Genomic DNA, 19,957 nt, shown 5'->3' on the forward strand with positions numbered 1-19,957 from the left:
TGGACGGGCACGGAAGGGTACACATTATATATATACATACGCGCGAGGCAGGAAAAAAGGATACGAAGGAGATTCAAACATTGTTGCAGCCAGAGACTCTACAAAGCTAATTCGGTACAAACTCGGTGTTAACTCGGTACAAATTCGGTTGAAGAGATGATTTTTATAGTTTAAACCGAATTTGATACGGAGAAAAAAGATATTTAGCAAGGAGAAAACTGGAAGGAAGAGAAAAGAGAAAAAGTAAGAAAGAAGTAAGAGATGAAAAAGAAAAGAGAAAAACGAAAGGCTTCCACCAATTAAAATTGGAGCCATTACGTCCTTCTCACATATCCCCAAATAGCCTATTTGAATAATAGGAATTTCTACATGGTATTAAAAAGTCCTTTTTTAAAACTCAAAAACAATGGCACAATGTTTCGTCATAAACCCGCATTTTTCCAACGTTATTCGCGAAACAATATTATCAGCAGCACAACCCGCAATGGGAGTATATCCCGCTTTCAAGCATGTTTCCTTCAGATGTGAAATAATGACCGTAGCATACCCTTGCCTGCGAAATGCCGGATTCACCCACATTCCTACATCAAAAATTTCTTTGTCCGGAAGGACACGAATAAGATACCCGCATCCCAGAAGTGTCCCATCCTTTTCGTACATAAGCATCATCCGGTGCGAAACAGTGTAATTCAATTCTTCGGGAGACTCATACAAATCACTGTCATAGGTGAGCAATAACGGAATATCTATTTCTTTTGCTTTATGGACAGTGACTCCCTCAGGCAAAGATACCACTATTTCTTCCGTGAAGAAACGGAACAAATAACCACCTATTTTACTGGACTGGCCAAATGCATGACAGCAAGCCATAAATAAATCATCGAAAGACTTACAGAAAGCACTCTTTATCTGAAACTCTTTCAGTACCCTCCCGAATATTTCTTCTTTCCGGAAAAGCAACTTATCAAGCAAATAAAACTCTACCAAATCGCCTTCTTCCGACTGGATGAAATATCCTATTCTTTTCCCATCTTGTTCGATGCAAAAACAAGCCCCTTTTGCTACAAGCCACTCGCAATGCAATTCCTGAGGATAACGCAAAGAGTCCAGATACTGATTTCTAAGATTCAGAAGGGATGCCAGTGATACAGCTTTAAATTCAATCATAATTCCGTTTTTGCTAAAGATACGAAAACTTTCCGGATATGAAACATCACTTTACCAAATCGATATAATCTCCATATCCTTCTGCCTTCATTTTATCTTTAGGAATGAAGCGCAACGAAGCACTGTTGATGCAATAGCGTAAACCGCCTTTATCTGCCGGACCGTCTGTAAAGACATGTCCTAAATGGGCATCACCTGCAGCACTCCTAACCTCTGTACGCACCATGCCATGAGATGTATCTATTTTCTCTTGAATAAGTTTACGGTCAATCGGCTTTGAGAAACTGGGCCAACCACAACCGGAATCAAACTTATCGGTTGAAACAAACAAAGGCTCACCCGTAGTGATGTCTACATAAATGCCGGGACGGTGTTCATCCCAATAATCATTATGAAAAGCGGGCTCGGTTGCATTCTTTTGGGTCACGGCATATTGTTCCGGAGTAAGTTTGGAACGTAAGACCGCATCATCCGGTTTACTATAAACAGGGGCAGATTTCTTCGGCATTTTAGCCTTACGCGCCAAGTCGAATAACTCAGGATGGATATGACAATACCCACCCGGATTCTTATCCAGATAATCCTGATGATATTCTTCTGCCGGATAAAAGTTCTCCAAAGGCTTTATTTCTACTGCCAACGGACGGGTATAGGTTGCAGCCAAACGGTGTACCGTTTCCTGAATGACCGATAAATCTTCCGGATCGGTGTAATAGATGCCTGTACGATATTGAGTACCCCTATCGTTACCTTGCTTGTTTACGCTGGTAGGGTCTATGGTTTTGAAATAAAGATCTATAAGAAAAGCCAGGTCCACTTTCACAGGATCATACTGTACCTTCACGGTTTCTGCAAAATCCGTAGTTCCGGAACAGACCTGTTTATAAGTCGGATTGGCAATATTGCCGTTTGCATAACCTACTTGCGTTGTCTCTACGCCATCAATCAGCTTCAGGAAGTGTTCGGTTCCCCAAAAACAGCCTCCTGCCAAATAAATATCCTTAGTCGATTTCATATCTTCTTTCTTTTCTGTCTGCCCAGCGCGGTTATTGGCACAAGCCAGACAACTCGTTAACAATATAAAAACAAATATGAGTTGTTTCATATCTTCAGCTCTCCAACAAATCTTATGTTATTGATATATTTAGTATATAACAATCAAACCGGTAGGATAGTTGAACGCAGGAGACTACAAAATCACATTACCCGTATTCTCTTCTATAAGAGAGGTACGATCCGGCTCATAATTTATTTCTGCCTTACGGGCCTGCGAATGCTGAAACTGCCGGGCCACTTTAAACTCCTTTCCTTCTTTCAGTAACAAAGAGCCTGTTTGTTTGAACCAGAAGCTTACATTGGCATCTATGCATTGGCGGCGAATCTCCAAAACCCAATCATAATCGCATACACGGGCCTCCCGACCAGATTCTCCTCCGGCCACAACCTGCTCAACCCATTCACCTAACTCTCCCCTGAAATCTATCCGACTGAGAAGAGGTTCGCAAATAATGATTTTATGCTTTATGGGAGCTGCCTTATAAATAGGCAAGCGATAGTCAATCCGATCCTGATTTTCCATCGTACAACAGATCGTTACATTATCATATCCTTCTCCCCAATCAGGAGGTAAACAATCCTTCAGCCGGTCAATGCGTTTAGTGATAAAAAGGAAATGAAGATCTTGCCTCAACCGCATCATCTCCCATGCTTCAGGACGCCATGCATCAGCATCTTCCACCAGAAAATCAGAAGTAAAACAAGTATAGACCAAATTACCGGAAGGTATCTTATAAGTTTTGTTTTTCCTCTGTTGTATAGGCAGATTGAACTTTTCTGTCTTTGTAACAACAGAACTATCTTTACCATATTTACCATCCGTACGATAAACATAGCAATGCTGACACCCTGTACTAAACTTATGACAGCCGTGCCAAGGATTCCACATCGACGTCTTTACACCTATTCGTAACATCTGCTTTTACCACTTTTTTCATATTCTACTCGTGTGCCGTCGCCCGTGGAATACTGTTTTAAAGAGTTTTCACGAGATTGAATCACAATATACACCATCGCTTCACCAGAGGAATTGGACATTCCTCTCACTCCTTTAGGTGCAACACGCACAACACTTCCCTCAGATATGGGAAAGCAGTCATCATCTACTTGAAAGAAACCGGAACCTCGCAATATGATATAAGTTTCTTCATTCTGTTCATGCACATGGAAATAGGACAAAAAAGCCTTACCCTCTATAATTCGTCCACTCACTGAGTGCACTAAAGTATGCTTCATCAGTTCATTCATACTGCCTATATTGACTGCGGTATAATTTTCATTTTCTGATAAAATGTTTATTGTCTCCATAGCTCTATGCTTTTATTGTTACTTTCACAAAAGTATGCAAAGAAATCGTATCTTTGAGACGGAATAAGATGAAAAAGGAAAAAGTCATGAATATTGAGGAATATCGGGAGTATTGTTTAAGTATCAAAGGGGTAACAGAGAGTTTTCCCTTTGATGAGCATACACTTGCCTATAAAATTATGGATAAGATGTTTACTTTTGCCCCATTGAATCCTAAAGAGGGACGTTTCTGGGCAGATACGAAATGCGACACCGTCAGATCGACAGAACTGATGGAGCAATATAACGGTATTTCATTCGGCCCCTACTCCGATAAGAAATACTGGATTACCATCTATCTGGAAAGTGATGTGCCGGACAGTCTTATAAAGGAATTAATCAATCATTCCATAGAAGAAGTGGTTAAGAAACTGCCTAAGAAGAAGCAGGAAGAATATTATGCCACATTAAGATAATGTAAAAGATCAGATATGTTTGTTCCAATCCCGATTCCTCAAATAAAAATAGGAAAGAAGCAGCAACATACCTCCATAAATATACTCGCTGGTCCAGGCTACGGCCACATCTACCTTGAAGTACATAACCATGACGACAACATAAACGACATAGACGGCAATCGTCATCAACATGATTCTCATGGACTGGTTCGTGTTTCCTGTTCCTGAAACCGCATTGAACAGAACCAAGCCGGGAGCTGAAAGAAAATATCCCACCAACATGACGTAGGTAGTAGGTAAAGCTGCCTGCACCAGATCCTCATTGTTTGTATAAATCTGCAACAGGGCAGTTGGGAATAAGGCGGACAGGAGCAAGAACGGGATACCAATCAGATAAGTCAGCTTTATCACCCGCCTGCATACAAGGCGGATTTCACTTTTATCTTTGCCACTTCCCAAGAGATTACTAACCATAGAACTGGCCGTATCGGCAAATGCAAATATCACCATAAAGAAGCAGGTGTTAATGCTGCGCATAATATTGGCTATCGCCAGAGAACGCTCACCCAAATGTTCCATCGCGATGAAAAACAAAAACCATTGCGATGGAAATAATATGGATTGGAGCATCGTCCAACAAGAAATACTCCAAATCCGTTTGAACTCCGACAGCCGGAAAGCGAACCGCTGAAACAAGGCATATTTCTTTTTGTCCACCTTCAACCAGGTATATACTACGTAAAACAACAAAGACACTAATTCCGCCAGTGATGAACCAATAGCTGCCCCCGCAATGCCTAGTGCTGGAAAACCGAACTTTCCGAATATAAGAATATAATTGAAAACAACGTTACTGAGCACCATAACGACAGAGTTAAGAGTCAGCGTGCGTGTTTCGGTAATACCGATGTAGAAAGCGCGAAACAGGATAGCGATAAAAGAGAAGAAAAGCCCGTATCTTCTCCACTCCAGATAAGAAGCTGCGGCAGCATAAACCTGATCGGAAGATATCAGTCGGCCGAGAATATGCGTTGTGATATAGTCGCACAAGAAAAACATGACAGTAGCCAATGCCAACAGGAAAAAGGCACCTTGCATGAATATTCCGCCAATTTCACCATACTTCTGTTCGCCATTTCTACGCGCTATCAGTATTTGAGCCCCAATGCTAAATCCAAACCCAAGCATATAAATAGCCATATAGAGCACACCCGCCAGTGCTGATGCTCCCAACTCCACTTCGCCTACATGACCCAGGAATGACGTATCCGTAACATTTATCATGTGTTCCATCAGCAAACTGATGAGAATGGGATACGCAATTAACCAGATTTGCTTATAGCTGAAATTCATATATATAAGGGCGGATTACCGTCTGTCTTTTCCCGTTATTTTGCCACCGTAGTGGCAAGTTATTGCCATCGTATTGGCAAGACTTTGCCATAAGCATGGCAAGACTTTGTCACTACGGTGGCAAAAGCGTGCCAAGCCTATGGCAATATATTGGCACACTTATGGCAAAAAGTTCAGAGGATATCCCCCTTTGTGGAGCATATCCTCTGTTGATATCAGAAACCAAACTTTTCAAGCTTCATGGAAGCCAATCCCTGTATTTTGGGAACCAACGTCACAAAATGTTCCGCTTTCTCATGGGCGGACAATGATTCTGCATCCTGCCATGTTTCGCAAATCATCAGGACATCATTACGGGTAGCGCTTTCAAAAACATCATAGGCAATGCAGCCTTTGTCTTTCAAAGAAGAAGCTACCAACTCTTTTGCAGCTTCCAACACCGCAGCACGGTTACTTTCGCTTACTTGAATAAAAACATTCAGTCTAATCATATTTGTAGAATTTTAAAAGTACGCTGCAAATGTAAACAGAAAAGTCGGAACTCTGATTCACTTGTCTGCATAAATACCGATGCGGTTGCCTTCCGAATCGGCAAATACTGCAAAATAACCTTTGCCATCGGCCTCTATCTTCGTGCAGGGAATGAGCACTTTCCCGCCCTTCTGCAACACACGTTCAAGGGTAGTTGCTATGTTATCCGTATTGAAATGGATAAGTACCCCCTTCTCAGAAGGCTGAAAATCGGGCAGGAGGTCAAAAGATTGTGAGATGGCTCCTACAGTCTCACCGTCTTCGGTGAAGCATGCCATCTTCTCCTGTTCACACTCAAAGACCGGAAGTTTCATGTTCAGCACGGTCTCATAAAAATCTACAGCCCGACGGAAGTCTGTAGCCGGAATCTCAAAAAATGCAATCAACTTTTTCATTTTGGTTTCTTTTTTAGGGGTTATTACTATGCCTTTGCAAAGACAGGACAAAAGTAGGGCAAGAGGGGAAACCTCCATAGAAGAAAACGGACATCTTTAGAGAGTGGAGAAATAATCGGAGACGGGAGCGCATACAGATAAGTATTCTACAGGGGTGTAACCGGAGAAGAGTTTAAACTCTTTAATCATGTGCGACTGGTCGGAGAAGCCACATTCATAGGCCACTTGCGCAAAAGGTGAACCGGGATTCTGTTGCAAAACGTATAAGGCGCGCTGCATACGCACGATACGGAGAAAATCTTTTGGGGTGGTACCGATATAATCGGTAAAGACACGGCCGAACTGCTTGGTGCTGAGACAAGCTACATCGGAAAGTTGCAAGGTGTTTACCTGCGGATGAAGATTGATTTCGTCCAGAACAGTCGATAACCGTTTCAGATTATATTCGGAACCGGAGGCCAGGCGACGGAAAAAGAATTGTTCAATCAGCCGGATGCACTGGTCGTTATCCGGAGTATCTGTTATCCGGCAAGATAAATCGGAGAGTTCCCTGTCCTCCACTTCATCCGTGGAAACATTCTGTCCGTTGAAAAGATGCAGGGGAATCTGCAGAAAGACTTTTGCCGCGTATGGCTGAAAGACGACCGTTATCATTTCTATAACTCCTGTCGACACGACATCGGAGAAACCGAAAGACTGGCCGCTAATAAAGGATTGCGGTTGCAACCGCGACTCTTGCAGGCACATCAAGCGTTTGCCTTTATGAAATACCAGTTGCACGCAGCCGACGGGCAGGGTACGTTCCGATACCGGCATAACGGCATCATCCCGCAATATCCAGTAGTAACGGATATAAGGAGACAATGCAGGAGCTGGTTTTACGATACGGAAAGTTTGCATAGTGCAAATATACGGGATTTGATTATTGCGGCAAAGGTAGGCAAAGGGTTTTAGGGGGAATAGTAAAAAAGGGACATTATTTATAAGATCTGCCTGTTTACAGTAAAATGGAGTATCGCCAACTGCAAAATTTGCAGTTGAAAATAAGCAAACGACTGAAAATATCAACGAAAGAAAAAGAAACAGAGCCCCCCATAACAACTTTTTTGTACTTTTGCCCTATCACGACCTGTAAACGCATAAAAACAATGAATGTCAAGATAGAGGCAAGCTGGCAAAAACGCCTGCAAGAAGAATTCGACAAACCTTACTTTGAAAGGTTAGTGACCTTCGTAAAAAGTGAATATGGACGGACAAATGTTCTTCCACCTGGTCATCTTATCTTCCATGTATTTAATTCATGCCCTTTTGAGAATGTAAAAATCGTCATCTTAGGACAAGATCCTTATCCTAACCCCGGACAATATTACGGAATATGCTTTTCTGTCCCCGAAGGAGTTGCTATTCCCGGTTCATTAAGTAACATATTCAAAGAAATACATCAGGACTTAGGCAAGCCAATCCCGACTTCCGGTAATCTGGACCGTTGGGTAGCTCAAGGTGTTTTTCCTATGAACTCCGTCCTCACAGTACGTGCTCACGAAACAGGTTCGCACCGAAATATGGGTTGGGAAACATTTACTGACGCAGTTATCAAGAAATTAAGTGACGAACGGGAAAATTTGGTATTTATGCTTTGGGGATCGTATGCCAAAGAAAAGGCGACTTTAATTAATCCTGAAAAACATCTTGTGCTGACCACAGTCCATCCTTCTCCCCGATCTGCCGATTATGGTTTCTTCGGCTGCAAACACTTCAGCAAGGCCAATGAGTTTCTGAGAAGCAGAGGGATTCAAGAAATAGATTGGTAATCCGGTAAAGTGTTTTTAACCTAACTATTTATTATTCACCCCATACCCGAACAAAGCGAAGTCTCCGAAACAGGGATCATCCGGAAATACTTCCGCCAATGCGGCAGTTATCCTTTGTGCGTTCTTCAAAGAAAAGGTTTCCGTCTCGGTCAGTTCCAGCAAGCGGGCTACACGGCAGACGTGTGTATCCAAAGGAATAATCAATTCCCGGCAATCAAAACTGTCCCAAATACCGAAATCAACTTCCGGTCCTCTCCGTATCATCCAGCGCAAGAACATATTCAGTTTCTTCTGCGGACTTTTGGACGAAACTTCCAGAAACCGGCAAAGCTTCTCCATCGGTTTTCCCGGATATACCAGCAATGCATCTTCCAGACTGTCATAACCCGAATAAGCCGTATGCAGGCGTTCAAAATAAGAATGGAAGTCCGCATACGAAAGCATCCGGTAAAAACTACGCCGCTCTTCCACAGGGAAATCCTTCTCCCACCGACGCGAAAGAACATATTGATAAGGAGACGCCCCCATGCACGTATGCAATTCTTCTGCTTTCCTCAGAATCTGCCTGCGGTTGCCAAAACTCATGATGGCGGTCAGCAGTCCGCTGATTTCTATATCCTGCTTCAGCGTATAGCGATGGGGAAACTGTACCGGGTCATTCTGAATAAAATCGGCACAATGATAGGTCGCAGCCCACTCTTGTAGTTTCTTTTTTATATCTTTGGTCATTTCTTTAAGATCAGGAGGGTGCAAAGATAATGCAAATCGAATGCAGAACTTTCATGCTTGCATGAAAAAGTTATGCTGAGATGCCGCTTATCTTATTCCAAAGATATTGGATTTATAGCAACTTTGGACAAGTCCCCTATTCTATTTCCCCTTATTTTTGCATCGTGAAATTCAATAAAGAACCTATGGAACATAGCAAGAAGACAACACGTGAAGAGTATCAGAAGTGTGTAAATGCAGTGGTAGACTACATCAATCTCCATCTTGGAGAAGAGATAGATTTGAAATCGTTGGCCAAGATTTCTCATTTCTCTCCGTTCTACTTCCACCGCATCATGAAAGCATTTCTGGGTGAGCCCATCGGGACGTTCATAGTCCGGACACGAACTGAAGCTGCCGCCCGCCTGTTGCGCTATTCGGATTTGCCGATAACGGACATCGCTTATCGCATCGGGTATTCCTCACCGTCATCGCTGTCGAAAGTATTCAAACAGTTCTACGGAATTTCACCTAATGAGTATCGTAACAATAAAAACTTTGTAATTATGAAACCAGCAATTATCAGACCCGATTTAGAGTTAAAGAAAGAAATAAGAGAAGTGCCCGCCAGAAATGTGATTTATATCCGCTTGTTCGGAGATTATAAACTGAATGATTACGGTGGCACATGGATGCGTTTGTTCCAGTTCATCAAAGAGGAAAAGCTACCGATGGGCGATATGTCTCCGTACTGCATCTATCACGATGATCCGAAGGTGACGCCTGCCGATAAATTGCGCACTGACGTCTGTATGGTGATGCCTATCGCCGTAACTCCGAAAGGTGATATCGGCTTCAAGCAATTGCCAGTCGGACGCTATGCGGTGTTTACCTATAAAGGCTCTTATGAACATCTGCAAAGCGTATACGACACGATTTACGGTAAGTTTATCCCTGAAATGGAATGTACGTTGAGAGATGAATCGAGCGCAGAACGCTATTTGAATGATCCGTGCGAGACAAAACCGGAGGAGTTGTTGACGGAGATTTATATTCCGGTGGAATAAGAGTCCGCCAGACTGAGTGTAGTCGGGGGATCCCTTTCATAAGGGCAAGAGAGGAGATCCTTTGACAAGCTCAGGATGACGGAAATAAATGGTAATAAAATCAGTTTTCTTATTCTCTTTTCATCGGTACATATCTCAACCCATTCGTCACCTGCGGCTCCTTCACTTCCTTAAAGCCCAGACTTCTGTAGAAAGGAACAGCATACGAAGATGAATTCACCGTCATTCCGGGTACGGGATTATCTGCAATAAGGGCGTCAAACAGTTTCCGTCCTATGCCTTTCCGGTGATATTCTTCCATGATAAAGAAGAGAGAAATATGTTCTCCGTGGTTCTTCGTAGCCAGCACTCCCACCAGATTATCTCCATCGAACGCACCGTAAATGACCAGCCCGTTCACCACTGCTTTATCATTGACAAAGCTTTTGAAACTTTCCAGCCCCTGTTCGTCAAAATCGTCTTTGCCACACTGAAGATACACTTGCAATGAAAGTGTTGTGGCATTCTCATATTCAGGCAGTTCTAATCTTCTGATAATTGTCATAGGAATCTAATATTACGGTAAATCACAAAGATATTGAATTTATGTATTGATTGCCCAAATATCCCGATTATTTCGCCCGGAAACACTACATTTGCAGAAATAAGTGCATCTTAACTAATCCCCTCTATTCTGATTATGGAAAAGCTTATCGATAAATTCCTTCCGGCAGATTATCACGATACATTCGTTATTAAGGCCAGCAAACCTGCGGAACAGATTGTTCCTAAGGAACTAATCAAGAAAATATTCAATCACTCTCCGGCATGGCTTAGTTTCCTTTACAAAGTCAGAAATATCCTGGTGAAGCCTTTCGGTATCGAAGGCGGAGACATCCTGACATCGGAAGATTATATAATAGAAGATACAGAGAACGAAGCCATCATGAGAAAGGACGACAAGCATCTGTTGTTTTATGTTTCCATTGCCAAGATAGGAAATAACCTGATAGACGTGACGACGGTGGTTCAGTATCACAATGCGTTAGGAAAGGTTTACTTCTTCTTTATCAAACCTTTCCACAAGATGATTGTGCCGCGGGTGGTGAAAGAAATAATTTAAAACGGAGAAGAAAGGAGGAAAAGGAGTAATAAGGCGGTAAGGTGATAAAGTGGTTGCACTATATATCACAGAGCGTTATCCCGCTATCACTTTATCACCCTACCACCTTATCACATTTTGTTCATAACCGCTCAAAAGTGAATCAAACCTACCTTATATAATACTCAATCCGTAGCTGCTGATATCATCAAAATCTTCCTCAGTATATGAGTTCTTCTGGCGGATATCCTGTACTATCTTCATGAACTCTTCGGTTTTCGACAAGAAATCCTTGAATTTCTCCGTCTGCTCCTCATGCCCTTTCACGGCAGGCAGTTTCTCGGCTGCATCCAGTTGCAGTCTCAGTTCCACAATCTTCAGGTCCAGACGGGCTTTATCTTCCACATGCTTGCGGGCATAGAGGTTGATAATACTCTGCATTGTCAGACTCATCTTTTTCATGGCAATAATCTGCTCTTTCACCGGATTCTCCGCCAGCAAGACTTGCTGGGCCTGCGCAACGATAGGACTTAGAATATCAAATATGTTCTGCTTGCATTCGGACATCTCCACACTCAGTTCATAATTGTCATTCAGCAAATCCGCTATTCCTTCCGTCTTCTTCTCTTTCAGCAGAGACAGGTATTTATTAAAATTAGCATAGAACTGTCCCCTTGACTGGAAAAGTTCGGTATAATTCTGTATCAGGTTCTGCCGTACATCGTCGCCAAAGTAGTCACCCGGCTGTATCACCGCCGCAGAATCTTTCTTAGAAATGACAGGAGACATGATATGCGAAAACATCTGTACCTTAGCCTGCTGTTCCATATACCCCAGAACCGCATTTACGTCTCTCTCTTTCACCAAATTTTTCAACAGAGCCAACGAAGTATCGTAATATTTCACCACTTGCCCTGCATCTGCAATCTCTTCGGGGGTATAAGTCACCGCCTCCTTCTTACTGCCCGTACAGGACACCAACATAACAACGCTTACAAATGCGCCCAAGACTAACAATTTCTTTCTCATAGAATTTTTCATTTTAATTTCAGTTTCGTAAACACTCAACTTATTAGTTGACAAGGGGGATAGACCTTGAAACTCCGTTTCTAAAGAGGGCATGAAAACCTCCCTCGTCAAGCCGTCTCCGCTCTCCTTATAAACTAAGAACACAGCCGGCGTTGAGCTTATAACAATATAAAAGCGATTTTGCTCTCGATTATGGATTTTTTCACCTTTGTATTTTGTACTTTTGCAGCGGATTTCAGAATCCTGTATGAAAATTTGAATCGGAACCATGAGCAACATAAAAGGTTATATATACGCGGCAGCTTCTTCCTCCACATTCGGATTAGCCCCTTTTTTCACCATATCCTTATTGGATTCAGGCTTTTCCTCTTTCGAAGTGCTTGCTTACCGTTGGGGAATCGCTTCACTCACCCTGGGAATATTCGGTGTACTATTAAGAGAAACTTTCCGTATCAGCCGGAAAGATTGGGGAACTGTATTTATATTGAGCCTGCTCCGGGCAGCAACTTCACTAAGCCTCGTCATAGCTTATCAACACATCGCCAGCGGAGTGGCATCTACCATTCACTTCATGTATCCGCTGGCCGTTGCCCTCGCCATGATATTCTTCTTCCGGGAAAAGAAATCATTCTCCATTCTGTTTGCCGTACTGGTTTCGCTGGCGGGTGCGGCATTGTTATCATCGGGAGAGATAGACTTTAAAGGTGGAAATACCACAACAGGGCTGATTGCCGCCACGCTATCCGTATTCTTTTATGGCGGATATATCGTCGGAGTACGTAAGAGCCGTGCCATTCATATCCCATCTACCGCACTGACTTGCTACGTCATGGGGCTGGGCGCTTTATTCTTTATTATAGGGGGAAGTCTGACAGGCGGTATTCAATTGGCAACAGGCGGACAAACATGACTGAATATCCTCGGACTGGCACTACCGGCAACAGCCATTTCAAATATCACGCTCGTAAAAGCCATCAAGTACATCGGCCCTACACTGACCTCCATCTTCGGAGCCTTAGAACCTCTTACGGCGGTAGCTATCGGATGTCTGGTCTTCAAAGAAAGTTTCACTCCGGGCACTGGTCTGGGCATATTGCTGATTTTGATGGCGGTCACCGTCGTCATTATGCACGAGAAGAAAACAAGCTGATAAGAGTGATTACTTACTCTTTTTATAATCGGTGATAAAGCCTTCCATCATCCACTTCGCCAAAGCCTGGCGATTGGAACTGATAACGAAACGGCGTTGGTCGAAGGTATTCTGAATATTTCCCAGTTCTACAAAAACCCCGGCAGGAGTAGAATTAGCCAACACATACAGGTTGCGCGGGCCTACCGTGCCCGTAAAGCCGCGATTAGGCTGATGTTTATCATACTTAGACTCAAAAGTATTCTTCATCGTAGTTGCCAGACGCTTGCTGTTGGCACTGTTGGGGGCATGATAAAAGAACACATCCGTCTGATGTCGCTTGCTGCGGCTATCCACATGCAGGAAGATGGAACGGCAATAGGTATAGTTCTTGCGGTCTTTTCTATAAAGTTCATTGATTTTGATGCAACGCTGGCGAAGGCGAGCCACTTGGTTCAGAGGGATAGCGTCTCCCATGCAGGTTTCGCGCTTACTATTATTAAGGTAGCGATCGTCACGAATGCCGTCTTTGGCATCCTGAATAATGATATAAACCTTTGCCCCCTCTTCCATCAGATTACGGGCAAGACGCAGGGCGACATCATAAGCATATTCATCTTCATGGAGTTCAACGTTCCCTATCTTACCGATAGCACCGGGGTCGGGTCCTCCATGTCCGCTGACCACATAGAAGCAGGCACCCTTCAAACGGTTACCGGTCACCCGGACTTTAGCCAGTTCTTTTCCGAAAAGAGGTTCATGAATTGTTTTGCCGGAACCGGCAGCAGAGACAGAAGAAGTAGATGAATTTGCAGCAGTTTCAGTTTTGGATTTCAGTGGCGGAAGCAGGTACTTCACCCCTAAGCGCAATTCCTGTTTTCCGCGTAATTGCTTTTTATTCAGTTCAAGGAACTCCAGATAGTAGGCCTTACCGGGACGCTTATTGCGTTGCAAGAAGGCCGAAATGCCTTCACCAGACCTCGGTGTAGCCCTTTCCTCCTGCGCCGAAGCGTGGAAAGGAGTGAGAAACAGGAAAGAAGATATAAACAACAAAAATAATATCCGAACCATAATATCCTTAGGTATTAATGAGCTACGAGCTATATGCTACAAGTGACAAGTTGCTGCGCTTTGTCTGCCCGGCTACCACGCCGAAAGGAACTTGTCACTCGTAGCTCGTAGCTTGTAGCTTTTACAAATTACTTCAACTGTTGCGGACAAAAATACAATTATTTTCCCTACTTTTGCGCCCATAAATGCGTTAATTGATAAGAAACTATAAAAATAGATAGCATTATGGCAAAACAATTAAAACCGGAGACACTCTGCGTACAAGCCGGATGGACTCCAAAGAAGGGTGAACCCCGCGTGCTCCCCATCTACCAAAGTACAACCTTCAAGTATGAAACCAGCGAGCAAATGGCACGCCTTTTCGACCTTGAAGAGAACGGCTACTTCTACACCCGCCTGCAAAACCCTACGAATGACGCCGTTGCCGCCAAGATAGCCGCCCTCGAAGGTGGTGTGGCCGCCATGCTGACATCCAGCGGACAATCTGCCAACTTCTACGCTATTTTTAATATCTGTCAGGCAGGCGACCACTTCGTCTGTTCATCCACCATCTACGGCGGAACCTTCAACCTCTTCGGTGTGACAATGAAGAAGTTGGGCATCGAAGTTACTTTCGTCAACCCGGACGCACCGGAAGAAGAAATCTCAGCCGCTTTCCGCCCGAACACCAAGGCACTGTTTGGTGAAACCATCTCCAACCCGACGCTGGAAGTGCTCGATATCGAAAAGTTCGCCCGCATCGCCCACAGCCACGGCGTGCCTTTGATTGTAGACAATACCTTCCCGACTCCTATTAACTGCCGCCCGTTCGAATGGGGCGCCGATATCGTGGTGCATTCCACCACCAAATATATGGACGGCCATGCCACCAGCGTAGGCGGTGCCATCGTGGATAGCGGAAACTTCAACTGGGATGCCTATGCCGACAAATTCCCCGGATTGTGTACGCCCGACGAATCTTATCACGGCCTGACTTACACAAAAGCTTTCGGCAAAATGGCTTATATCACCAAAGCCACCGCACAGTTGATGCGTGACCTTGGCAGCATTCAGTCTCCGCAGAATGCATTCTTGCTGAATATCGGTCTTGAAACGCTCCACCTGCGTATGCCGCAACATTGCAAGAATGCACAGGCAGTTGCCGAATATCTTTCCAAAAACGATAAGGTGGCATGGGTTAATTACTGTGGCCTGCCCGGAGACAAATATCACGAACTGGCACAAAAGTATATGCCAAACGGTTCTTGCGGTGTTGTCACCTTCGGCTTGAAAGGAGGTCGCGAAGTAGCCATCAAATTTATGGACTCACTGAAACTGGCAGCTATCGTCACCCACGTAGCCGATGCCCGCACCTGCGTGCTGCACCCCGCCAGCCATACGCACCGTCAGCTTTCGGACGAACAATTGATGGAAGCCGGTGTACGTCCCGACCTGATCCGTTTCTCGGTTGGTATCGAGAATGCGGATGATATCATTGCAGATATTGAACAGGCGCTGAATGCATAATTTCAAGAAATGTTTATCAAGCAAAGAATATCCGAAAGAATTATATTATAATAAGTAAGGCGAAAGGTTGAAAAATCTTTCGCCTTACTAGTTTCTCCTCTCCATATTACATCCAAAGAAGTACAATTTAATAGTTTTTATCGCACACGCACTTACATTTTATCACATTTATTCCTACCTTTGCGCCCAAATTATAACTTTTAACTAACAACTCATAATCAACTACCATGGCTAAGATAACCAAAGAAGCTGCCTTGCTGTATCACTCACAAGGCAAACCAGGTAAGATAGAAGTAGTGCCTACCAAGCCCTACAGTACCCAAACCGACCTTTCACTTGCATACTCCCCCGGCGTGGCGGAACCATGTCTTGAAATAGAAAAGAACCCGCAAGACGCATACAAATATACAGCGAAGGGTAATCTGGTAGCTGTAATTTCCAACGGTACCGCAGTGCTCGGTCTGGGCGATATAGGCGCATTGAGCGGCAAACCCGTAATGGAAGGTAAAGGATTGCTTTTCAAGATTTACGCCGGTATCGACGTGTTCGACATCGAAGTGAACGAGAAAGACCCTGAGAAATTTATCCAGGCAGTCAAAGCCATCGCCCCTACTTTCGGTGGCATCAACCTGGAAGACATCAAAGCTCCCGAATGTTTCGAAATAGAACGCCGCCTGAAAGAAGAACTCGACATCCCCGTGATGCACGACGACCAACACGGCACAGCCATCATCTCCAGTGCCGGACTTGTGAACGCTTTGCAGGTAGCAGGCAAGAAGATTGAAGATGTGAAAATCGTTGTGAACGGTGCCGGTGCATCGGCCGTATCCTGCACGAAGCTGTACGTTTCGCTGGGTGCCCGCCTGGAAAACATCGTGATGGTGGACAGCAAAGGCGTTATCAGCAAGACACGTACCGACCTCAACGAACAGAAGCGTTACTTCGCCACCGACCGTACCGACATCCATACTCTTGAAGAAGCCATCAAAGGCGCCGACGTATTCCTGGGATTATCCAAAGGAAACGTACTGTCACAAGACATGGTACGCAGCATGGCCCCGTCTCCTATCGTTTTCGCACTGGCCAATCCTACACCGGAAATCTCTTACGAAGATGCCATGGCAGCCCGCCCCGATGTACTGATGGCAACCGGACGTTCAGACTATCCGAATCAGATTAATAACGTAATCGGTTTCCCCTATATCTTCCGTGGCGCGCTCGATACTCAGGCAAAAGCCATCAACGAGGAAATGAAAATTGCCGCCGTACATGCCATTGCCAACCTGGCAAAACAGCCCGTACCCGATGTTGTGAACGAGGCTTATCATGTTAACAACTTCAGTTTCGGCCCCGAATACTTCATCCCGAAACCGGTTGACCCGCGTCTTATCACCGAAGTTTCCTGCGCCGTAGCACGTGCAGCCATGGAAAGTGGTGTAGCCCGCAAGAACATCGAAGACTGGGATGCTTACTGCGTACAACTCCGCGAACTCATGGGTTACGAAAGCAAACTCACCCGCCAGCTTTACGACACCGCCCGCCGCAATCCGCAACGTGTGGTATTTGCCGAAGGTTCCCACCCCAATATGCTGAAAGCAGCCGTAGAAGCCAAAGCCGAAGGTATCTGCCATCCCATCGTTTTAGGTAACGACGAGACCATCGAGAAACTGGCAAAGGAACTCGACCTCAGCCTGGAAGGCATCGAAATCGTAAACCTGCGCCATCCGAACGAAGCAGCACGCCGCGAACGTTATGCCCGCATCCTTTCTGAAAAACGTGCCCGCCAGGGTGCCACCTACGAGGAAGCCAACGACAAGATGTTCGAACGCAACTACTTCGGTATGATGATGGTAGAAACAGGCGATGCGGATGCATTCATCACCGGTCTTTATACAAAGTACAGCAACACTATCAAGGTAGCCAAGGAAGTCATCGGCATACAACCGCAATACAAACATTTCGGTACGATGCACATCCTGAACTCCAAGAAAGGTACCTACTTCCTAGCTGATACACTGATTAACCGTCATCCCAATGCCGAAACATTGATTGACATTGCCAAACTGTCAGAGCACACCGTGCGTTTCTTCAACCATACCCCGGTAATGGCCATGCTAAGCTACTCCAACTTCGGTGCAGACACCGAAGGCAGTCCGGTAAGCGTACACGAAGCCGTAGAGTACATGCAGCAGAATTATCCAGACCTCGCCATCGACGGTGAGATGCAGGTGAACTTCGCCATGGACCGCAAGATGCGTGACGCCAAATATCCTTTCACCCGTCTGAAAGGCAAGGATGTGAACACCCTCGTATTCCCGAACCTGAGCTCTGCCAACTCCGCATACAAACTGTTGCAAGCCATGAATACGGAAATGGAATTGATTGGCCCGATACAGATGGGACTGAACAAACCTATCCACTTCACTGACTTCGAAAGTTCCGTGCGCGACATTGTAAATATCACCGCAGTAGCCGTTATCGATGCTATCGTGGACAAAAAGAAAGCAGGTAAATGAGACGTCCGTTATCGAAATCACAAAGTGTTTGCATTGTGCTGCTTTGGGCAGCACTTTGCTACATAGTTCTGACTACTGTCGAACGAATTGATGGACCAGTCATCATGACGCTTATCATTTCGGCAGCGTTAGTATTCATTCCGGTAATAAAATCATTAAAGAAAGGATAAATAATATCTTTTTATTCCTTTTTGCGGTAGAAAACAATAAAAATGTTGTTTTCTACCGCATTTTATTTATAAATTGTTTGTTTGTCTCATTTTTATGTGTACTTTTGCAACCGCAAGAGAGAAAAAGGGAAACGAGATACGAGGAAACAAGTTACAAGGAATTCCCTACGGTAATGCAAATACCTTATCAACCAGGCTCCTCGTCAACTTGTCAACTGAACTCTTGTCAACTGAAAAATAACCAATAAAAGAAATAGATTATGAACGCAGCTAAGGTATTAGAAGATTTGAAGAGACGGTTCCCCAACGAACCAGAGTATCATCAGGCAGTGGAAGAAGTACTTTCTACAATTGAAGAAGAGTACAACAAACACCCGGAGTTTGACAAAGTCAATCTGATTGAACGTCTTTGCATCCCCGATCGTGTTTACCAGTTCCGCGTGACTTGGATGGACGATAAGGGTAACATTCAGACCAACATGGGTTACCGCGTTCAGCACAACAACGCTATCGGCCCGTACAAAGGTGGTATTCGTTTCCACGCTTCTGTAAACCTTTCAATCCTGAAATTCCTTGCTTTCGAGCAGACTTTCAAAAACTCTCTGACTACTCTGCCTATGGGTGGTGGTAAAGGTGGTTCCGACTTCTCTCCGCGCGGTAAATCCAATGCCGAAGTAATGCGTTTCGTACAGGCATTCATGCTGGAACTGTGGCGTCACATCGGTCCTGAGACTGACGTTCCTGCCGGTGATATCGGTGTAGGTGGTCGTGAAGTAGGTTTCATGTTCGGTATGTACAAGAAACTGACTCGTGAATTTACCGGTACATTCACTGGTAAAGGCCGCGAATTCGGCGGTTCACTGATTCGTCCGGAAGCTACCGGTTATGGTAACATCTACTTCTTGATGGAAATGCTGAAGACTAAGGGTACTGACCTGAAAGGCAAGACTTGCCTGATTTCAGGTTCCGGTAACGTAGCTCAATACACTGCTGAAAAAGTATTGGAACTGGGTGGTAAAGTACTCACTATGTCTGATTCTGACGGTTACGTTTACGACCCGGCAGGTATCGACCGCGAGAAACTGGACTACATCATGGAATTGAAGAACCTCTACCGTGGACGTATTCGCGAGTATGCAGAGCAATACCCGGGTGTGAAATATGTAGAAGGAGCTAAACCTTGGGGTGAAAAAGCTGACATCGCTCTGCCTTCCGCAACCCAGAACGAACTGAACGGCGACCACGCTCGCCAGTTAGTAGCAAACGGTGTAATGGCTGTTTCCGAAGGTGCTAACATGCCTTCTACTCCGGAAGCTATCAAAGTATTCCAGGATGCCAAAATTCTGTATGCCCCGGGTAAGGCTGCCAATGCAGGTGGTGTATCAGTATCCGGCCTGGAAATGACTCAGAACTCTATCAAACTGAGCTGGAGCTCTGAAGAGGTAGACGAGAAACTGAAGAGCATCATGAAGAACATTCACGAAGCCTGCGTACAGTATGGTACGGAAGCTGACGGTTATGTGAACTACGTGAAAGGTGCTAACGTTGCCGGATTCATGAAGGTGGCAAAAGCTATGATGGCACAAGGTATCGTGTAAGAAAGCTATAGTTGTTATATATTG

General features: G+C 44.6%; 20 protein-coding genes and 1 pseudogene. 9 read left to right on the top strand and 12 right to left on the bottom strand.

What is annotated here, in order from left to right; translation table 11 throughout:
* Positions 1–390 precede the first annotated feature (390 nt).
* The 4 genes from DW182_RS20465 to DW182_RS20480 form a co-directional block, all read right to left on the bottom strand.
* Positions 391–1,167 carry a GNAT family N-acetyltransferase gene (locus DW182_RS20465; protein WP_118296648.1) on the bottom strand — a complete coding sequence of 259 codons (777 nt, stop codon included), beginning with the start codon at positions 1,165–1,167 and terminating at the stop codon, positions 391–393.
* A gap of 46 nt (positions 1,168–1,213) precedes the next feature.
* Positions 1,214–2,272 carry a peptide-methionine (R)-S-oxide reductase MsrB gene (gene msrB / locus DW182_RS20470; protein WP_118296649.1) on the bottom strand — a complete coding sequence of 353 codons (1,059 nt, stop codon included), beginning with the start codon at positions 2,270–2,272 and terminating at the stop codon, positions 1,214–1,216.
* 84 nt (positions 2,273–2,356) lie between these two features.
* Positions 2,357–3,130 carry a DUF5131 family protein gene (locus DW182_RS20475; protein ID WP_199678639.1) on the bottom strand — a complete coding sequence of 258 codons (774 nt, stop codon included), beginning with the start codon at positions 3,128–3,130 and terminating at the stop codon, positions 2,357–2,359.
* A complete protein-coding gene (locus DW182_RS20480) occupies positions 3,127–3,531 on the bottom strand; it encodes a cupin domain-containing protein (protein ID WP_118296651.1) in 405 nt (134 codons plus the stop codon). Before DW182_RS20480 ends, DW182_RS20475 begins: the two co-directional genes overlap by 4 nt.
* Before the next feature lie 86 nt (positions 3,532–3,617).
* Here DW182_RS20480 and DW182_RS20485 point away from each other — a divergent pair, with 86 nt between their 5' ends.
* Positions 3,618–3,986, top strand: a complete 369-nt coding sequence (locus DW182_RS20485; protein ID WP_118296681.1) for an MmcQ/YjbR family DNA-binding protein — start codon at positions 3,618–3,620, stop codon at positions 3,984–3,986.
* A gap of 9 nt (positions 3,987–3,995) precedes the next feature.
* On the opposite strand, the gene DW182_RS20490 is transcribed toward DW182_RS20485, so the two are convergent.
* The 4 genes from DW182_RS20490 to DW182_RS20505 all read right to left on the bottom strand — a co-directional run bounded on the left by DW182_RS20490 (position 3,996) and on the right by DW182_RS20505 (position 7,147).
* Positions 3,996–5,327: an MATE family efflux transporter gene (locus tag DW182_RS20490; protein WP_199678641.1), complete on the bottom strand. Its 1,332-nt coding sequence runs from the start codon at positions 5,325–5,327 to the stop codon at positions 3,996–3,998.
* Positions 5,328–5,536: 209 nt separating this feature from the next.
* Positions 5,537–5,812 carry a putative quinol monooxygenase gene (locus DW182_RS20495; RefSeq protein ID WP_118296653.1) on the bottom strand — a complete coding sequence of 92 codons (276 nt, stop codon included), beginning with the start codon at positions 5,810–5,812 and terminating at the stop codon, positions 5,537–5,539.
* A gap of 57 nt (positions 5,813–5,869) precedes the next feature.
* A complete protein-coding gene (locus tag DW182_RS20500) occupies positions 5,870–6,247 on the bottom strand; it encodes a VOC family protein (protein WP_021968346.1) in 378 nt (125 codons plus the stop codon).
* 96 nt (positions 6,248–6,343) lie between these two features.
* Complete coding sequence (locus tag DW182_RS20505) at positions 6,344–7,147, bottom strand: helix-turn-helix domain-containing protein (RefSeq protein ID WP_118296654.1); 804 nt, start codon at positions 7,145–7,147, stop codon at positions 6,344–6,346.
* A gap of 248 nt (positions 7,148–7,395) precedes the next feature.
* Between DW182_RS20505 and ung the strand changes: the two genes are divergently transcribed.
* Positions 7,396–8,058: a uracil-DNA glycosylase gene (gene ung, locus DW182_RS20510; RefSeq protein WP_118296655.1), complete on the top strand. Its 663-nt coding sequence runs from the start codon at positions 7,396–7,398 to the stop codon at positions 8,056–8,058.
* 24 nt (positions 8,059–8,082) lie between these two features.
* On the opposite strand, the gene DW182_RS20515 is transcribed toward ung, so the two are convergent.
* The gene (locus tag DW182_RS20515) at positions 8,083–8,787 is read right to left on the bottom strand and encodes a TIGR02757 family protein (protein WP_007667735.1); all 705 of its coding nucleotides are present in this window, start codon (positions 8,785–8,787) and stop codon (positions 8,083–8,085) included.
* A gap of 185 nt (positions 8,788–8,972) precedes the next feature.
* On the opposite strand from DW182_RS20515, the gene DW182_RS20520 reads away from it, so the two are divergent.
* Positions 8,973–9,833 (top strand): GyrI-like domain-containing protein, encoded by an 861-nt coding sequence (locus DW182_RS20520; protein ID WP_118296682.1) that lies wholly within the window; start codon positions 8,973–8,975, stop codon positions 9,831–9,833.
* 109 nt (positions 9,834–9,942) lie between these two features.
* On the opposite strand, the gene DW182_RS20525 is transcribed toward DW182_RS20520, so the two are convergent.
* Positions 9,943–10,377 carry a GNAT family N-acetyltransferase gene (locus DW182_RS20525; RefSeq protein ID WP_118296656.1) on the bottom strand — a complete coding sequence of 145 codons (435 nt, stop codon included), beginning with the start codon at positions 10,375–10,377 and terminating at the stop codon, positions 9,943–9,945.
* Between the two features lie 135 nt (positions 10,378–10,512).
* Here DW182_RS20525 and DW182_RS20530 point away from each other — a divergent pair, with 135 nt between their 5' ends.
* Positions 10,513–10,935, top strand: a complete 423-nt coding sequence (locus DW182_RS20530) for a DUF2867 domain-containing protein (protein WP_118296657.1) — start codon at positions 10,513–10,515, stop codon at positions 10,933–10,935.
* Positions 10,936–11,088: 153 nt separating this feature from the next.
* Here DW182_RS20530 and DW182_RS20535 read toward each other — a convergent pair whose 3' ends face one another.
* On the bottom strand, positions 11,089–11,943 hold the full coding sequence (locus DW182_RS20535) for a hypothetical protein (RefSeq protein WP_117694298.1): 855 nt from the start codon (positions 11,941–11,943) through the stop codon (positions 11,089–11,091).
* A 268-nt stretch (positions 11,944–12,211) separates the two neighbouring features.
* On the opposite strand from DW182_RS20535, the pseudogene DW182_RS20540 reads away from it, so the two are divergent.
* Positions 12,212–13,093 (top strand): annotated as a pseudogene (locus tag DW182_RS20540) (DMT family transporter).
* A 9-nt stretch (positions 13,094–13,102) separates the two neighbouring features.
* Here the strand turns inward: DW182_RS20540 and DW182_RS20545 are convergent.
* The gene (locus DW182_RS20545) at positions 13,103–14,143 is read right to left on the bottom strand and encodes an N-acetylmuramoyl-L-alanine amidase (RefSeq protein WP_118296658.1); all 1,041 of its coding nucleotides are present in this window, start codon (positions 14,141–14,143) and stop codon (positions 13,103–13,105) included.
* 225 nt (positions 14,144–14,368) lie between these two features.
* Between DW182_RS20545 and DW182_RS20550 the strand changes: the two genes are divergently transcribed.
* From DW182_RS20550 to DW182_RS20565, 4 genes are all read left to right on the top strand, one after another.
* The gene (locus DW182_RS20550) at positions 14,369–15,649 is read left to right on the top strand and encodes an O-acetylhomoserine aminocarboxypropyltransferase/cysteine synthase family protein (protein ID WP_007667750.1); all 1,281 of its coding nucleotides are present in this window, start codon (positions 14,369–14,371) and stop codon (positions 15,647–15,649) included.
* A 227-nt stretch (positions 15,650–15,876) separates the two neighbouring features.
* Positions 15,877–18,165 carry an NADP-dependent malic enzyme gene (locus DW182_RS20555; RefSeq protein WP_025834143.1) on the top strand — a complete coding sequence of 763 codons (2,289 nt, stop codon included), beginning with the start codon at positions 15,877–15,879 and terminating at the stop codon, positions 18,163–18,165.
* A complete protein-coding gene (locus DW182_RS20560; RefSeq protein ID WP_118296659.1) occupies positions 18,162–18,335 on the top strand; it encodes a hypothetical protein in 174 nt (57 codons plus the stop codon). Before DW182_RS20555 ends, DW182_RS20560 begins: the two co-directional genes overlap by 4 nt.
* 260 nt (positions 18,336–18,595) lie before the next feature.
* Positions 18,596–19,933, top strand: a complete 1,338-nt coding sequence (locus DW182_RS20565) for an NADP-specific glutamate dehydrogenase (RefSeq protein WP_118296660.1) — start codon at positions 18,596–18,598, stop codon at positions 19,931–19,933.
* Positions 19,934–19,957: the final 24 nt, after the last annotated feature.

Source organism: Bacteroides sp. AM16-24, assembly GCF_003471885.1.
In the GTDB taxonomy this organism is placed as follows: Bacteria; Bacteroidota; Bacteroidia; order Bacteroidales; family Bacteroidaceae; genus Bacteroides.